The 17,141-nt window shown below is 51.2% G+C and carries 13 protein-coding genes; 3 read left to right on the plus strand and 10 right to left on the minus strand.

All coding sequences use genetic code 11. From position 1 onward, the window contains the following. Positions 1 to 5 precede the first annotated feature (5 nt). Together AC27N8_RS13200 and AC27N8_RS13205 are read right to left on the minus strand one after the other, a co-directional pair. On the minus strand, positions 6 to 2,471 hold the full coding sequence (locus AC27N8_RS13200) for a glycoside hydrolase family 76 protein (protein WP_487067714.1): 2,466 nt from the start codon (positions 2,469 to 2,471) through the stop codon (positions 6 to 8). Positions 2,472 to 2,692: 221 nt separating this feature from the next. After that, complete coding sequence (locus tag AC27N8_RS13205) at positions 2,693 to 3,427, minus strand: YceI family protein (RefSeq protein WP_487067716.1); 735 nt, start codon at positions 3,425 to 3,427, stop codon at positions 2,693 to 2,695. A gap of 96 nt (positions 3,428 to 3,523) precedes the next feature. Between AC27N8_RS13205 and AC27N8_RS13210 the strand changes: the two genes are divergently transcribed. After that, positions 3,524 to 3,751, plus strand: coding sequence for a hypothetical protein (locus AC27N8_RS13210; protein ID WP_487067718.1), 228 nt, complete (start codon positions 3,524 to 3,526; stop codon positions 3,749 to 3,751). A 72-nt stretch (positions 3,752 to 3,823) separates the two neighbouring features. On the opposite strand, the gene AC27N8_RS13215 is transcribed toward AC27N8_RS13210, so the two are convergent. Beyond that, complete coding sequence (locus AC27N8_RS13215; RefSeq protein WP_487067720.1) at positions 3,824 to 5,008, minus strand: cytochrome P450; 1,185 nt, start codon at positions 5,006 to 5,008, stop codon at positions 3,824 to 3,826. A gap of 244 nt (positions 5,009 to 5,252) precedes the next feature. Here AC27N8_RS13215 and AC27N8_RS13220 point away from each other — a divergent pair, with 244 nt between their 5' ends. After that, a complete protein-coding gene (locus AC27N8_RS13220; RefSeq protein WP_487067722.1) occupies positions 5,253 to 6,095 on the plus strand; it encodes a class I SAM-dependent methyltransferase in 843 nt (280 codons plus the stop codon). Between the two features lie 93 nt (positions 6,096 to 6,188). Here the strand turns inward: AC27N8_RS13220 and AC27N8_RS13225 are convergent, their stop codons facing one another. The 5 genes from AC27N8_RS13225 to AC27N8_RS13245 all read right to left on the minus strand — a co-directional run bounded on the left by AC27N8_RS13225 (position 6,189) and on the right by AC27N8_RS13245 (position 12,732). Beyond that, positions 6,189 to 7,124 carry an aldo/keto reductase gene (locus AC27N8_RS13225; RefSeq protein ID WP_487067724.1) on the minus strand — a complete coding sequence of 312 codons (936 nt, stop codon included), beginning with the start codon at positions 7,122 to 7,124 and terminating at the stop codon, positions 6,189 to 6,191. A 313-nt stretch (positions 7,125 to 7,437) separates the two neighbouring features. Continuing rightward, entirely contained in the window at positions 7,438 to 8,322 is an 885-nt protein-coding gene (locus AC27N8_RS13230; protein ID WP_487067726.1) for a helix-turn-helix domain-containing protein, read from the minus strand. Between the two features lie 178 nt (positions 8,323 to 8,500). Beyond that, entirely contained in the window at positions 8,501 to 9,703 is a 1,203-nt protein-coding gene (locus tag AC27N8_RS13235) for a hypothetical protein (protein ID WP_487067728.1), read from the minus strand. Positions 9,704 to 9,720: 17 nt separating this feature from the next. Continuing rightward, the gene (locus tag AC27N8_RS13240) at positions 9,721 to 11,076 is read right to left on the minus strand and encodes an LCP family protein (protein ID WP_487067730.1); all 1,356 of its coding nucleotides are present in this window, start codon (positions 11,074 to 11,076) and stop codon (positions 9,721 to 9,723) included. Between the two features lie 99 nt (positions 11,077 to 11,175). Then, the gene (locus AC27N8_RS13245) at positions 11,176 to 12,732 is read right to left on the minus strand and encodes a hypothetical protein (protein ID WP_487067732.1); all 1,557 of its coding nucleotides are present in this window, start codon (positions 12,730 to 12,732) and stop codon (positions 11,176 to 11,178) included. 379 nt (positions 12,733 to 13,111) lie between these two features. On the opposite strand from AC27N8_RS13245, the gene AC27N8_RS13250 reads away from it, so the two are divergent. Next, on the plus strand, positions 13,112 to 13,726 hold the full coding sequence (locus AC27N8_RS13250) for a hypothetical protein (protein WP_487067734.1): 615 nt from the start codon (positions 13,112 to 13,114) through the stop codon (positions 13,724 to 13,726). Between the two features lie 135 nt (positions 13,727 to 13,861). Here AC27N8_RS13250 and AC27N8_RS13255 read toward each other — a convergent pair whose 3' ends face one another. Continuing rightward, positions 13,862 to 14,398 (minus strand): hypothetical protein, encoded by a 537-nt coding sequence (locus AC27N8_RS13255; RefSeq protein WP_487067736.1) that lies wholly within the window; start codon positions 14,396 to 14,398, stop codon positions 13,862 to 13,864. Positions 14,399 to 14,841: 443 nt separating this feature from the next. Next, complete coding sequence (locus AC27N8_RS13260; protein WP_487067738.1) at positions 14,842 to 16,842, minus strand: NAD(+) synthase; 2,001 nt, start codon at positions 16,840 to 16,842, stop codon at positions 14,842 to 14,844. Positions 16,843 to 17,141: the final 299 nt, after the last annotated feature.

Raw genomic sequence — 17,141 nt, forward strand, 5'->3', positions numbered from 1 at the left:
TGGCGTTAGCCGTTTGTGGTCAGGGTAACAGCCATGATGATGATATTTGCATTGTTGGGTAAGGTCAGGCTTTTGACAGCTTGACCGCTGTTTAGCGGAATGGTGTAGTCAAACAAGTGTATGTTGCCGTATTGCGTTGCTGAGGTTCCCCAACGGGTGTCTTGCGGTACGGCGAATTGTTCATACGACTGCGGAGCTGCGGCATACCAGTCTGAAAGGGAGATGTTTTGTGTGACTGTGGTGTTGTTGGTGTAGGTTACGGTAAATGGTTGGCTGAGCTGGTTTCCGTTGACTGCTGTCGCCAGGATGTGGAGTTGCTGATAGGCGTTGTTGGGAAGGGGGACGCTGATATTAGAGCCTCCTTGTAAGACATTGTTGGCACCAGGCTGGGTTGATCCGAGCTGGTAGCTGTGATAGTTGGCAACAACTGAGTTCCCAATGGTAGATTTGAGGGCATCTCCTTCGCTGTCAATATTGGCATCGCCGGCCGAGGTCCCAATTCCGCGCAGGTTGTAGGGGAGCGTGACTGGCGTGTCGTGGATGACCGGTTGGATGTAGACTCCCCTTTCAGTGAGGCGCGGTGCGCTGGCACTATAGTCCCAGTAGACGCGGAACTCGTAATGATGACCGCTGACGGCACTAAAGTTAAGCGGGAAGAGTTTGTAGAGCGTGTTCGAGAAGTTGTTGCGGGTGATCGTTTGCGAGGCGATCGACTGGCCTGTATCGTTATCTCGTACGTCGATAGTGGCCACGGCTGCTGCGTCGAGGTTGAAATTGTCGACTTTGAGCTCAAAGGATGCGGTATAGTTGCCGGTGCTCAGTACGTTGGTATAGGGACCCCAGGTGAGAAAGTTGGAGGCGGTGTCGCGTGTAGGATCGGCTTCCCAGGAGTTGAGTCCATCGAGGCGTCCGATGCTGTGATTGAGGTTACTGGCATCCCAGTTGGAGGTTCCTCCGTCGACGACGATGTCTGAGACGGTCAGGGTCGGTGCGCCAGAGACGTTGTTCCAGTAGACGCGGAATTCAACTGGATCACCGGCAGTGGTGTTGGTATAGGTCAGGGCGATATTCTGAGCGGTGTTGGCGGCTGTGAAGGAGTTCCAGGGAACGGCACTGCTCGCCAGAGTGCTGCCATTGGCCGATTCGCGCACATCCAGGGTGACCAGGCTGGCGGTCGATGTACTGGTGGCGTTGACACTGAGATGGAAATGGATGGTGTGCGTGCCCAGTGGCAATGAGGAGATGTAGGGTCCATAGACCATATGATTGGCGGTGGTGCAGGTGCTGGCACTGCATGCCCATCCCTGAGTACCTGCCGCAGTTCCAAGATTGTGGTTGAAGGATGGATCTTGCGCACCACGGACGAAGGCTGCTCCTTGCGTCGATGGCTCGGCCAGCGCACTCATTGGGATCATGGCAGAGCTTTGTTTCCCAGGAGTTGCTGAGTCGAAGGGTCCGCTCCAGAGTAGTCCAAGCTGGCTACTGCTGTTCTCGTCGTTGGTCCAGATCGAGTTTGCGTTGGCGGCCAGAAATTGATAATAGCTCGCCCGGTGGTCTTCGTTGTAGAGATAGGCAAGATTGCGCATGAAGAGACCTTTGAACTGCTCCTGATCCCCATTACAACTGCTGGGTTCGCAGGTTTCACGCAGCCTCCCTGCCGAATCAATCAGGTTGGAGAGCGTGGCGTTCGCGATCGTTTCCGCTTTGCTGAGATAACTACTGTTGTTGGTAATGCTGTAAAGATCGGTGAGTCCACCCAGAATGATGCCCTGGTTGTAGGTCCAGGTCGTTTCTCCATTATTAGCGCAATTGGTGAGACCATCGTTAATAAGATTCGAGGAGTTGATCATGCCACTGGCACTGAACCAGTTCCACTCTTTCGTGGCCCAGTCCAGATAGCTGCCGGTTCCCGTGTCTCCCGCCGTGCGCTGATGCAGGCGGGCGGCGATGGTAAGAAACAGCTCGTTGGTGATAGCGTTCTTGTACGTTTTGGCCTTATTCCACCACATACCACCACCACAGGTAGCAGTATCCCAGCCGTTGGTCGACATATCGCTGAAAATCGTTTTCGCCATCGTGAGATAACGGCTGTTTCCAGTTAGATCATAGGCACGAATCCAGGCGAGTGCCCACCATCCCTCATCGTCGTAGCCAGCATCATTGATGAAATTGCCACTCACGTTCTGATCGTACGTATCGGTTATGGCATAGCCGTATTCCATGCCATTGGTACGCGTATAGGTATTTTCCAGGGCGTCAACTGCGTTGGACCATTGCCAACGCGCCATGGGATTCCAGTTGCCAGTGTCGATGGTATACCAGTTCTGTAGGGCAGCAGCGGCCTGTTCGTCGTTGGCGTTATAATCGGTGGCTGGACCCGAGGCGGCATGTACTTGTCCGATGGGTAAGAGCAAAATGACCAGACATGCGGCGGAGATGACGGCAGCAAGCCGTAAGAAGCGTCCTTGCATCGTAGCGTTCCTCCAAAGATCTGCATGCTTATGTGCCGGAGGTGGCTTTCAGGGTGGGTCGAGGTGAAAAAGCGCGATAGAACGGCACCAAGCAATTCAAGTCCTACTTGAATGAAAGATGAGCAAAAGTAGTTATCGCTCATAAAACAATAACATACTTTGCTCAGCTTTGTCAAACGCTGTGCTGGCGTAAGATCGTGTGCGTTCGCGTATTCAGGTGCTTATGATTGCGCTGTAAAATCGAGCGAGATAACGGTCTTATTCTGGACAATAACGATATTTGCTAAGGTAGGTGGTTGGATACCAAAGTCTGTCATGAAGATCGTCGTCGAGGCGGTGCCTGTGATGGTGTTTCCCACTACTTTTCCCTGGACGGCGAATGTTTCTCCATTGGTTTTGCCATGCAGCGTCAAATTGCCAAGGAGCGAAAATTTGACGGTTTGTCCGTCGGTGTAGTTGGCGGGTAAGCCTTGCGTACTCACCGAAACGAACGTCGCGTAGGGATAGTCGGTCGTATCGAGGGCGCTCTGCACGTGTCCGTCACGCTGCGGTGAGTCGGATTGCAATGTGCGCAGGTCGATTTTGAGCGTCATGCCCTGGACTACTGGCGCTTTGCCTGTACTGATCTGGAAGTTGCCTGCGACCGATTGAGTGGTCCCAATCGCATCATTATTCGGTTTGTTCTGGAAAATGAGATCTTCGAAGACGCTGTATGAAGCGGTCGTTTTTGCCGGGACTATATTGTAGCTCTGCAAGCTGCTGGCGGCGCTGGTGGCACCAGGTGTGACGGCGAGCGTTGGGGTAGGCGTGACTTGAATGGCTCCTGTGGCTTTGTGCTGTTGCGACGTGGTTTCGCTGTTGGCGAAGCGTTGTGTATAGATAAAACCGCCAATAGCCACAATCAGAACGACGACAACGGCGGCAATGATGATTGTCCAGAGTGAACGTCTTTTCATAAAGGTATCTCCTTACAAGATAGAATCGAATAAGATAAATGTTTTGTGTAAACGTGTTCTCAGACTTCATTGTAACAAAGAAAGATTGGAATTAGATTGAATTTAGCCCTGTCTGCATGCACTCCTCCTCGTCCGGCTCAACAGCCTCATCCTCCCATTTTGATAGGTAGTGGCGGAGAACGTCTCCTCTCGTTGGCAGGGCGTGTGGCTGACATTGTCAGCATTATTCCGAGAATGGGAGAGGCTGGCGCAAATAACGCTGACATGAGCGAGGCTGCATTAGAAGAAAAACTTGCCTGGGTGCGCGAGGCGGCAGGAGCGTAAGCCTTGCGCCCTCGGACACGCTGGCCTGCCTGATCGTACGTCGAGTGGGACGTCATGCCCTCGGGCATGACGCTACTTTGTGGTGAAGGTCATGGGTAAGTTTTGGACGCCAAAGATGAGATCTGTGTCGATCTGCTGGAGCTGGTCGGGATGCTGGATCTCCCAGTCTGAGAAGCGTTTGAGCATGGCGGTGAGTACGATGCGTGCCTCTAAGCGTGCCAGTGGAGCTCCCAGGCAGAAGTGTATGCCGTGCCCAAAGGAGAAATGTCGGTTGGGGCTGCGATCGATCTTGAATGTTTCCGGCTCGCTGAAGTGATGCTCATCAAAGTTGGCGGAGAGCACGATCGGTCGCACAACGTCTCCTTTGTGGATGCGATGACCAGCGAGATCGATGTCAGTTTGTGCGATCCGGCTCCCGATCAGGCTGTGCGGCAGGACACGGGCCGGTCCCATGTAGCGTAGTAACTCTTCGATGGCACTCGTTATCTGGGTCGGATTCTGTCGCAACTGATCGAGTTGGGCCGGGAAAAGGCTGAAGGTCATCATTGAGTTGCCGAGCAGATTGGTGGTGGTGACGTTTCCTGCTACCAGCAAGGTGAGGAAAAAGCTGAATATCTCTGCCGGTGTGAGATGTTGTCCATCGACCTCCGCACTAAGCAGGAGACTGAGCAGGCTTTGATCAGGCTGGCGGCGCTTCTGCTCGACCGATTGGAAGAAGTATGCTGCAAGTTCTTGCTCGGAACCGTTTTGATGATTTCCATTGACCTGAGCGTCGGTCCAACGCTTGAAGAGCAGCCAATCGTCGGCCGGAAGTCCTAACATTTCAGCAATTACAATCACAGGCAACGGAAAAGCCAGCTCCTCCATGAAATCGGCTTGCCCCTGCATCGCTATCTTATCCAGAAGCGTATCTGCAATGCGCTGAATGTTTGGCTCCATCTGCGCAATTTTGCGGGCTGAGAAGGCTTGCGTCAGGATTGAGCGCAAGTGCTGATGGCGCGGCGGGTCCATCGTGATGATACTGCGGGCCTCTTCCTGCGCATCTGAGGTCGATCTTGCGTATTCAGATGAGTAGTTGGCGTAATCTGAATAGACCTGTACGGCTTCTTGATAGGGGAAGATGAGCCAGCCGTATTCTTCGCTGTAGCTGATTGGCTGATTGGCTCGCATTTCCCGGCACCATGCCAATGAGCGGCGATGCCACTCCAAGGGATTGAGTGTATGGTCATCGGTATAGCTGGATAGAGCGTTTGCCATCTATTTATCCTTTGCTGCTATTGCTACTCAATGAGAAATAATGAATGATTCTTCTCCAAATAGAATACAACGAAATGCCTGAAAAGTGCAATCTGGTTTTTATTTGCAACTACTGTGGATGCTTGCGTGCCATGCTACGATAGTGTCAGTAGCTCAATGTCATTCTCTCTGAGTGTTTTTGCTCTTCTTCTTTGTCTACATTCTATTGAACATGTTCGTCGACTTGGAAAGGAAAATATAGACAATGGCCGCTGAAAATACATCTCAGCCATTTGATCTGAATGAAGAAACGCGTCAGATCTGGGATCGGAATGCCTCATTCTGGGACGAGAGAATGGGCGACGGCAATGACTTCCAGCGCCTCCTTGTGGCTCCTGCCAGCGAACGCCTGCTCAATGTGAAATCAGGTGAAACTGTGCTGGAGATTGCGTGTGGCAACGGTGTTTTTGCCCGTCATCTGGCTGGCCTGGGCGTCGATGTCATCGCCACTGATTTTAGTGCATCAATGCTCGATCATGCTCGCGCTCGCTCTTCTACTTATGGGAAGCGCATAGAATATCGTCAATTGGATGCCACAAGTGAGGAGCAGATTGTGGCTCTGGGTGAGCAACGCTTCGATGCTGCTGTCTGTAACATGGCAATTATGGATATGGCTGAGATTGATCCTTTGATGCGTGGGATTCGTCAGGTGGTCAAACCTGGCGGCTGCTTTGTCTTCTCGCTCTGTCATCCCTGCTTTAATAATACAGGTTCTATACATAGTGCTGAGGATGCAACGGTCAACGGCGACATTGTCACGACCTATGCGATTAAAACAACGACCTATCTTCATAGTGGTCCGGCCAAAGGCGTTGGTATGATCGGTCAGCCGGCCTCTCAGTATTACTTCGATCGCCCCTTGCATGTTCTCTTCAATGCTTGCTTTCGTGCTGGTCTGGTGCTAGATGGATTGGAAGAGCCAGCCTTTAATTATCCTCATGATGGCTCAAAAGTTGGCAGGGCGGTGGTGAGTTGGGTTCACTATAAGGAGATTCCGCCTGTGCTGGTGGTACGTTTACGCGTTCCGGGTGTTGTCGTATCCCGCTAGACTTTTACGTGTGAGAACCCAGGACAGAGGGGGAGTGGTATTCCTTCCCCTCTGTCCTGGGTTCTCATGTATCTATGCTGCACGTGCGCTCTATCATTCTCTCATGATGGAACTGAGTATATCATGTGTGATCTGTGCTGGATTTCCTACACGTGCGTCACGTTCGGAAACCAGCTCTGTGAGCGTGGCGACCTCTTCAGAGGTGAGTTGGTTGGCGAGTTGAGCGGATGCGACATTCTCCTCAAGATGCTCTATGGATGTAGTCCCTGGAATAGGGATCATGACAGGCGAGCGACGCAGTAACCAGGCCAATGAGATTTGTGCAGGAGTGGCATCTAACCTCCGAGCCGGAGCGGTGAGTGCTGGATGATCAAGAACTTTTCCAGAGGCAAGGGGCCAGTACGGGACAAAGGCGATGCCATGACGCTCACAGTCGATAAGTACTTCGATACCACTTCGGTCGACCAGATTGAAGCGATTCTGGATCGCCGTGATTGGAGTCAAAGCTAATGCACGGGCAAGATCTTTTGACCCAGCACCGGATAAACCCAGGTGCTGAATCTTTCCCTGCTTCCGCATTTCTACTAGTACGCCCAGAGGCTCCTCTAGCGGGATATCCGGGGAAAGTATCTTTCCTTGTCCGTCACTACTAAGTCGGAGGTAGATCAGATTGATGGTCTCTGTCTGCAAGTCAAGAAGCGCCTCTTCGACCTGTTTGCGCACGGTTTCTGGCTGGCCGTTTATTACCCATGATCTATCTGAGCCACGCTCAGCTCCAACTTTATTGCCGATGAGAAGATCAGTTCTACCATGAAAGGCTTTTCCCAGGAGCTGGTTCGTCACTCTTGGACCATAGGCGTTGGCGCTATCATAAAATTGGACACCGAGATCAGCGGCGCGATGCAAGAGTTTGATCGCGGTAGCTTCGTCGTGTGGCATCCCCCACACGCCAGGTCCGGGCAACTTCATCGTCCCATAGCCAAGACGATGAATGGGGATATGGCCCAGAGTCATCTGCGTTGTTGTCATAATTAAGTGATCCTTTCACGTTCTTTAGCACAGCTAAGCCTGACTTTACCTGTGTATTCAACCAAACAGCGGCCATTGGCTATGCAATATTGTTAAGTAGCCAATGGCATTATGTCTATTCCATAGGTAACGGAATTTCGTCTTACTCGTTCTCAAATGCCGCAAGGACGAGTGCTCTGCGGGGCGAGACAGAAGCAGGATCATGTTTTTTTTCCTTCTGCTCACGCGCTTGAGAGAAGTATACGGGAGAATTGAGGAAGAGGTCTTGGAAATTTTCCTTATTTTTAGGAAAAAACCTCGCTCTTGGGGATGATCAAGTCAGATGGTCGCGCAGATATTTGGGCGTCACACCTAAAAAACGTCTCATCTGACGCACAAGGTGACTTTGATCGTAAAATCCTACTGAGGCAGCAATCTCTCCGATCGAAAGTGGTGTTGATCGAAGGAGCCATTGCGCACGCTCCAGGCGGCGTTGCAGAATGTAGCGGTGCGGAGAGAGACCAGTTGCTTGCTGAAAGAGTGTCGCGAAGTGCGAGGAACTTAGCCCAACCTCCGTTGCGAGATCGTCCAGCCCCAGGTCTTCAGCGAGACGATCTTCAATCAGCGAGAAGATTTTTCGCAAGAGAGGAACCGGCAGCCCTTTGGCGATCTTGGGCAGAGAACGAGGCGTACTTGAGTATGCCTGAAGTAGATGGGCTGCTAAAGCGATGGACAGACTCTCGGTATAGATCTGCCCCGATGGTCCTCCCTCTGCAAGCTCTGTGAGCAGTGCCAGGCCTATATGCTCAATACGAGAATCCTGGAGAGTAATATGATCAAGGATTTCGACCTGCTTCTGATTGAGATCGGCGGCGACCCGTTGGATCAATTCGGGAGAGATGCGCAGATGGAAATGGTTTGCACCAACCTGATGCCGCCATGTGCTTTTCATACCCGCCGAAACGATCTGGAGTCCTCCATGAGGGACCATACTGGTATGGAGTTTGTTTTCACGCACTTGCTCCAGAAGGATGGGGGGACCCTGGTGGACACAGATAAAAGGAGAGGATGAAGCGGGAAGCGTGTATTCTCCCGCCGGATGATATCGTTGCTCAACTACTACCCCTTGCCATGACAATACTTCGCTAGAACGTAGGATGCCTTCACGAGAGCAGGAAAGCGTTGTGCTGTCGAGATGCTGTGGATTGTGAATCGACATAGTTACATACCTTTTCGTGAGTCACCTCACAATTCCGCTTTTAATAGTCTGACGGTCTCGTCTGGAAAACCTTTTTAGTATATAGGTTTGAGTACGCTCTAAGTCAAGAGGGTGGGGGCACCGATTGACGGTGCCGTTGTAAAGAAGCCATAGAAGGGTGCAGTACTTGCTTGTTTTCTCATTGGCTCCAGGCAGAATGGCTGGCTGCGTCGACTCCGCCCGATGTGATCTGGATTGGCTTTCCCTGCAGGCTATATTTGCCCGTTTTGGTGTCGTGGTTGATCTGTGCGATCCAGAGATTAAAGGCTGTGTTGGTATAGTCGTAATAGGCGAGCTGTTTTCCATCTGGCGACCAGACAGGTTCCGAGAGATACATGCTGGTGAGTAGGTGAGATGATGCTGTTTGATATGCGTGTAGTGCCAGCTGTTTGGTGGCGGGATCGTTTGGCGTTTGGGTAATGCTTGTGGGCGGAACAGGCATCACATTTAACTCCATCTGGTCAGTACTGCTATCAGTCTTGATGTACGCGAGCGCGGCTCCGTCGGGCGAGAAGGCTGGATCAGTGATTGTGCTGCTGGTGGGGGTAATTGCAATCGCTGGATCATATCCACCGCCTGGCGAGCCGGGATAATAAGTCCCTGGATTTTCGCTGATGGTGGTGGGATTTTCCATATATAATTGGATGACTTGCTGGGTCTTGGTCGCTGCATCGTAGGTGTAGTGGGTATAGATAATCTGGTCGGGATGGCCGGGACGATAGGCTGGATTTTGATTACCACCATCCCCAAAAGTGGCGTAGGCTACGGCGGTCGGAGCCACTTCTGGATGGTTGAATGGTAGCGAGAATACTTGTAGATCGAGCAAGGGCGCATCCTGGCCGGTCTGCTGGTACCAGTCCTCTTTTTCGAGGTCGCTGAGAAAGAGCAGCGTCGAGCTATCTTGTGACCAGGATGGTTGCGCATACCAGTAGTAGGTATTGTGTATCGGACCATCAGCGTTATAGAAAGATCCGTTGCCGCTGCGCAGAATACGTGGCTGTCCACCTCTTGTCGAGATGACACAGAGGTCTGAGTAATTTTGATATTTTTTGATAAAGGCGATCCATTTTCCATCAGGAGAGAGCGCCGGGTCCATCACATTGCCCGTGTGAACTAACTCCTGGGTGGTCTGGGCGTTGCCATTTAAGGCATAGAGATTCCCCTGGATGGTCAGGTAGAATGTTCCCTGAAATGTATCCTGGCTTAGCGTGATTGGCTGTCCATTGGGACCAGTTGTCACCTGCTTTGTGTTTGATCCGCTACCAGAACATCCCTGGAGGCTGAGAAGGATGATGATGAACCAGAGCAGTGGGCTGCGTACGTCCCTGAACAATTTTTGCATGTCTGCATTTCTTCCTCTCATATCTGCAGCGCGTCTGGTGCTTCAAAGACTACCAGGCTCATGAGATCGAGCATGCTGCGCACTCCAAACAGGTCGTCGGGACCGTCCATGATGCTTGCGGTGGAGATGCCTATGATGCTCCCTTGTGCTCGCAGGATACTACTCTTGTTGCTATGCGTCCATGTCAATGGCGTTAGAGATAGCTGTAGAGAAGAGGGGACTGTGCCAATGTTTTGTCTGGACGGCCCATAATAACTGACGCCGGGACCGCCATTGATATCGCAGATAGTGTTGATGCTAGACTGAAATAACTTTTGAAGTGCTGGAATGATGGCTGAACAGTTGGGCAGTACGACGGATGCTCCCGCATCGACACCTGCATCGGCGGGCGCGATCCCTGGAGTCGAATAAGGAGGACCGAGTGTTACTCTCTGGATGGCGTTTGTGTTTAGTCCACGTGCGAAATCCATTATCTTCAGGACATCGGTGAGCTGCATATCCGTTTTGACTGATCCCTTTAGTTCATTGGCGATGGTCGTGAGTTTGCCGAAAATATCTGCGTTGTTGAGCTTGCTCTTCAATGCGATCAAGACTTGCTGCTGACGTGTGGAGCGTCCAAAGTCTCCGATCAGATCGGCGTGGCGTGAGCGGACATATTCTAACGCTTCAGGGCCGGCGAGATGTTGAGGTCCGGCGGGCAGGTAGAGACGCTTCAGGGCATAAGGATCGCTGGCGTTGTTGACGTCGTTGGGATAGTTGTCATCGACGATGGCATGTGTCACGTTGATGTCGACTCCACCGACGGTATCGATCACTCTGGCAAAGCCATCCAGCCCGATCCAGGCGTAATAGTTGAGCGGTATTCCGAAATCCTGCTCGATGGTGAGACAACTGAGCGCAACACCCCCCAGACTATAGGCTTCATCTAGTTTGTGCATGCCGTAGCCGGGCACGTTGAGAAAGAAATCGCGTGGAATGGAGAGCATACCAACGGTCTTGCCTGTGGAATCGATGGTGATGACGATGTCTGTTTGAGCCAGGGGCTGTCCCTGAAATTTTTGGTCGTTATCGCTGCCCAGGAGGAGTATGTTGATGCGACCCTGGGTGGGATTGTTGGTGATTCCTTTGGCGCATGATGCCTGTTGTCCGACAATCTGGCTGAGGGGATTAGAAAAACTTGTGAGGAGCGAGGCAATCCATCCTCCCAGCACGAGAAGCAGAACGATAAAGATAATCACTACGACCCAGACACATCCCGGAATTCGGCTCCATCGCGTCACCAGCAGACGCGATGGCCGCAGCATTGATGGCGTGGAAGCAGAGATCTTTGTTCCTGTCGGTTGCGGATGAGCGTAGGACGATGCTAAAAGCATATGGCTACAAAATCTCCTTTTTTGAATAGTATTGTACCCGAGGGTGCGGCGTTACATAAGGAGATCCTGGCAGAAGAAATTCTGCCAGGGTGACAAAAATTATTTGGCGCTGCTCTTTGGCGGCGTATAGCGCGTGAGATAGAAGAAGTCGCGCAGGTTGGGCGTCATATACTCCTCGCCAGTGCCTTGCATGTCGTTATTGAGCTTGCTGATGGTAAAGGTTCCGCTCTTGGCCTGTTGATAGAGAAAAGCTCGCGCCCAAAATGGATTGATATCTGTCTCCATGGCCATGATGGCTCCGGCGGCCTTGAGCGCTTTTCCGAGCGTTTCGGGGACCAGAGCATTGCCCGCGGCATAGATCAGATTTCCCTGGGCGGTGATGCCAAGTCCAGAACGCCAGGTGTATTCGCTGTTTAAGATGGTACCACCCCAGGCGGCACCGTCCTTGGCAAGGGTGCTGATGGCTCCATTGTTGATGAGCAATCCAGCGTTCTGACGCCAGGCAATCAGATCTTTGTTGGTGGTGGAGAGACGCTGATCCTCTCCCCAGGCTCCGATGATAATTTTTCCGCTTTTGGTAATGGCGATCGTGGCTGAGTTTGGTTGCGGTGGAACATACACTGTCCCATCGGTCATGAGTCCAAATGCCCCATCTGCATATTTGAATCCACCATTTAAAGTGGCAAGCAAAGCATTCCCTTGCAGGTCCGTCTGGGGGATGACGCCGGTACCGGATACTCCGAGTACTCCACCAGGCTCCTGGGTACCCGATACGACGTGCAAACGCATGAAGCGGGCATCGAATTGCAAGAGTGAAACAATCGCGTAGGGAGTCACGGGATCGGGTCGAATAAATGTCTTGGCATCAAGCGGTAAATAGCTATAAGCACCGGGTGCGGCTTCGAGGATGCTCCATGTCCCCTCACCATCAACAGCCGGCGATATGAATGATTTGATAGTTGCAAGTGACATCGGTTTCAGCGTGGTTTTTGTGGGTTTGGTTAGCTTTATGGGCTTTGATTTGGCTTGAAAGGGTGTGGAGAGATGGCGCAGACCAAGTTTATATTCCCAGCTATATGCCGTGTTTTGCGCATTGAGATAAATGGCTTCAACCTGAGCCGCTGCGACTGGTCCTGCGATGGCCCTAAACTCATCGGCGGTCCAGGCACCCACAACACCGTTTCCCTGGGCGAATACAATTACGAGCACGACGATGATACTGACAATAACCATCCACACAGGGAGGCGTCTCTTACGCTGCCGACGAGCTTTTAGGGGCTTTGATGGTTGCAGTAATGGCCCTTGTTCCGCAAAACTTTGGAGCTCCGAAGCTGGGTGGGATTGCCCTGGTTGAATCATCCATGCTAACGCTCCGTTATGTTGGGTCTCCACCTCTGTTTCGTATGACTCTTCTTCTCTGACTGGGGATGTCTCTTCCTGGGGTAGAACCCAGGAAGAGGATGAGAAATCCTCTAGCCAACCTGCCCCAATCTGGTTCTGTCCCCATGGATTGAGAGCAGTCTGCTCCTCCACGACAGGTTGGTGCGGCTGTGGATAGGATTTTAGAGTCTGCGAATTATTCACAGGTAGAGTTGTTGATGGCGACAACGGGCGAATAAATTGTCGCCGTGGTTGTGAATACTGTTCTCTATTCATCTTTATCTATTAACCATGTCGTATATACTCATTGGTTCACTTACGATAAACGAAAGAATGTTCGCAATTTGTGCGCATGGGTGGCGAAGATATATCTCTGTCAAATTCCACTCCCATTGTATTTTTAGTGCACTCGCATATATATACGAGTATGGATGAGTTGTGTGACCACTCTAGGACTTTCTTCACATGCCTCTGGTCATATCTAATCCCTGGCATATAATGAATGTGAGGTTGGCGTTATCTCTTCGCGACCCTGGCTAGTAACCCTGTTTCTGGCACTCTGATGTAAGGAACTGTACCGTGGAAAGAATAAAGAGTTTAGTGTGACCTGCTTCCAACCAGCGGTCACCGCTCTATTAAAAATAGGATCGATACCATGTTAGAAAAAACCGCTCATCGTGATAACGCTGGACGAGGAGGCAGCCAGCACTCAGACACTAACATACTTAGAGGCACGGCGAATGAAGTGCGGCAGAGCCAGCGCCGAGAGACATTGGATAGTCCTCCGACCCCTCGATTAGGGTCTCAGGCGCAGTTCGAGAGTTTTCCTCCTTTTGGTAGCCATCAAGGTAGTGAAAAGTCATTCAGTGAGAGTGCCCCTCCGACCCCCCGATTGGGATCTGAGGAGCGGTTTGAGAGTTTCTCTCCTTTTGGTAGCCATCAAGGTAGGGAGGAGTCATTTAGTGAGAGTGCCCCTCCGACCCCTCGATTGGAGTCCCGGGCGCTATTTGAGCGTCCCCAACGTGAGGAACGCTCATTGCCATTGGCGGCTGAGAGCCCCCTTATCTCTCCGTTGGGGTTACATGCGCGGCTTGAGCAATCTACTCCTCTGGATAAGACCAGAAAACAACGCCGAGCGCTCAATTCAACCGAACGCATTGATACTTCAGAGATAGATAAAGCTGTTGCGGAATTTGCATACCGGGTTGGGATGTATAAAGAGGCAGACCAAATACTACGCCAATCGGCGCAATCGCGAAAAAAGCAATAGCTGGAGTCGCAAGTTATGAGCGAAATATTGCGGTGATGGCAAAAGGGATGTGATAACAACATCTGTTATTATCACATCCCTTTTATGTTCTGTGGGGCATCGGTGAGAACAAGCGATCACTTTAGCGAAGCATAACTATAGAATGCTAAGAATCTCGTTGAGTAGTCCACTGAGACCTCCCAGAGGAATTCCTCCATTGAGTAGACCGGCTACTGCACAGAGTAAGTTTCCTAATAAATTACCCGCTCCAGGAATGGCCGAAATGATAAGCAGCACTGGATTCAGGCTTACGTTGAGGCCCAGAATATTGAGATTTAATGCGCCAAGAGACAATGTGAGAATCGAGCAACTCCCGATAGCTGATGCTACGGGTACTGAGACCGCTTGATTCGAAATCGTTCCTAGAGAGTTTCCAGTTGCATCCTGTAACGTGCCACTCAGTGTACCGTTAGCAAAGAGCTGGTTTCCCTGAGAGACAAATTTTGTAATCGTGTACGTGCCACTGAATGTATCTCCACTCGTTGTCGTCCCTGTTACCGATTGCGTTAGCGCGTGTGGCGTTGCCGCTGGTGTTGCCTGTGCCGTTCCGGCCGCTGCGACCGGGGAAAGAAAAATGAAGCTCATTAATGCTACGGCGCACAGCGCGATTGCTAAAGAACGAAGTCGTTTCATCTATTTCTCCTTTTTACTTTATTGAAAAGTATGTATCTAGATGATATATGCTATTCAATATAATTTATCTTTTTATTACCTCCCTCATTGCCCCTACCTTATTACATACGAAATGGCTTTCGTGTATTGATACAATTAAACTCTGCCAGAAAACTTTTTTATTACGGTTCTTAGCGAGAAAACCCGTCCTAATCGTGGGAGATTTGTTCATTCACACCATGTTTCGAAAATAATAGCAGGAAATCGGTTAAAATTTGTAGGTGTAATTTATTCGAACCTTCACTTTAAAATCGGCATGAAGGGCTAGCAGATTTTTCAGCATTTTGAGAAGTTGTTGTGTATTTTGATGCGTGCAGCGTTAATGTATCGGCTGTGGCGCGGCTGATCCATTATGCAATGATACGTCGCATAATGGATCAGCCGCGTCGTTTTGTCAGCTCTCGCTAGCTGGATGGATGGAGTGTGGACAGTGTATGCTCTAGCAGCTCAAGCTCTTGTTGCCATAGTGCTCCACTGGCATCACTGGGCATGCGCCAGTCACCTCGTGGGGAGAGCGCCACCGAGCCGACTTTGGGTCCGTCGGGCATCGCAGAGCGTTTGAATTGGGATGCGAAGAAGCGTCGGTAAAAGATATGGAGCCAGCGTAGGATCTCTTCGGGCTCGTGATGTCCCTGGAAAACCTGACTGGCCAGCCAGAAAATTTTGCGTGGCGTAAAAGCATAGCGTATCGCGTAAAAGAGGAAGAAGTCATGCAAGACATAGGGTCCAATGGTGGCTTCAGTTTCTTGTAGCAAGACCTCGTTTTCTCCCAGCGGTAACAATTCCGGGCTAATAGGAGTGGCGCTGATATCACGCAGGACTGCGGCGGTTTCTCCATCATAGACGCTATCCGCGCACCATTCGATCAGGTAACGGACCAGCGTTTTTGGCACGCCGGCGTTGACGTGGTACATGGACATATGGTCTGCGTTGTAGGTACACCAGCCCAGCGCAAGCTCGGATAGATCACCTGTTCCCACCATTAATCCACCGATCTGATTGGCCACATCCATCAGGATCTGCGTTCGCTCCCGGGCCTGCGCGTTTTCGTAGGTGACGTCGTGGTCGTGCTCATCGTGTCCGATGTCCTGGAAGTGATGGAGCACTGCTTCGCGGATGGGGATCTGCTTGAGCGTGATATCGAGCGATCTGGCCAGCTTTTCGGAGTTTGATAGGGTGCGGTTGGTGGTCCCGAAGCCGGGCATGGTAATGGCCACGATGCCACTACGATCCAGCGTGAGCATGTCAAAGGCTTGCTGTGTGACCAGGAGCGCCAGGGTCGAATCAAGACCACCTGAAAGTCCAATCGTAATGCTCTTGATGCCGGTATGTTTGAGTCGCTTTGCCAGTCCTATCGCCTGCAAATGGAAAATTTCCTGACAATGCTGAGCACGTTGGGCCAGATTGGCGGGGACAAAAGGAGTTGGAGTAAGGTCGGGGCGCAGGAGTTTCTCCTGGCTGCTGGCCCCTTTCGTCTCGGGCAGGCTGAACTGGATGGTGCGATAGGCTTTATTGGGTAGGGCCGATGAGAAGCTACTGTTTCTTAAGCGTTCGTGAGCCATGCGTTGTACATCGATATCAGCGATCGCCATCTGAGTTGTAAAGTGGAAGCGCTCAGTCTCTGCCAGCGTACGCCCATTTTCGCTGATCAGAGAATGTCCAGAGAAAATAACGTCTGTTGTCGATTCACCCGGTCCCGCTCCCGCGTAGAGGTAGGCCGCCAGACAGCGAGCCGCTTGTTGATGGATTAAGGCTCGTCTGTATTCGGCTTTGCCTAAGACCTCATCGCTGGCTGAGGGGTTGAGCAGAACGGTCGCGCCTGCTAAGGCCATGCTGCCACTTGGAGGCTCGACGGCCCAGAGATCTTCGCAGATCTCTATTCCTATAGTACAACCCGGGAAGTTTTCAGCTGAGAAGAGCAGGTTGGTTCCGAAAGGGATTGCTTTCCCAGCAAGCTGAATCACATCAAAGGGACAGTCTTTGGAGGAGCTGAACCAGCGCTCCTCGTAGTATTCGTTAGTGGATGGTAAGTATGTTTTGGGAATGATACCTGATATCCCTTGCTCGTTGATGAATGCAGCACAATTGTAAAGTTTGCCTCCCATGGTCATCGGTAGCCCTACTACTGTGGCTATCTGGCACTCTCCCGCTGCATGAGCAATCTCCAATAACGCCTCACTCGCTTGCTGCTGCAAAAGTGTCTGATAGAACAGGTCGGCACAGGAATAGCTCGTGATGCAGAGCTCGGGAAATACTGCGAGCTGGCAGCCACGGGATGCGGCCTGGTGGAGCGCATCAATAATGGCCTGCGCATTGTAGCGAACGTCCGCAACTTGCAAGGCCGGCGAAACTACAGCGACGCGCAGAAAACCCAATGCATGTGGGGAGAAGAGATCCTGACTCACTTTTTTCCTCTTATCTATGAATGATGAAGTAGCTTTGAGTATAACATATATCCAGCCAGATTATGATCCCGGGTTGTGAAGTTGTTTGAATGTGATCATACCAGGTAATTTTACCGGGTATGACCTGATGTTGATGTTGTGTGCCTAATATCAACAGGTAAGAAAAACCGGTAATTTTACAGGTGCCTCCTTCTCTACTCTTCTATATACTCAATAACAGAAGCTTGTCTCTGTGGAGAGATGAAAGCATATGATATATCAAGTACTATGTGTATGAATATATGATAGATAGATAAAGT

Source organism: Dictyobacter sp. Z7_2, from assembly GCF_057551105.1.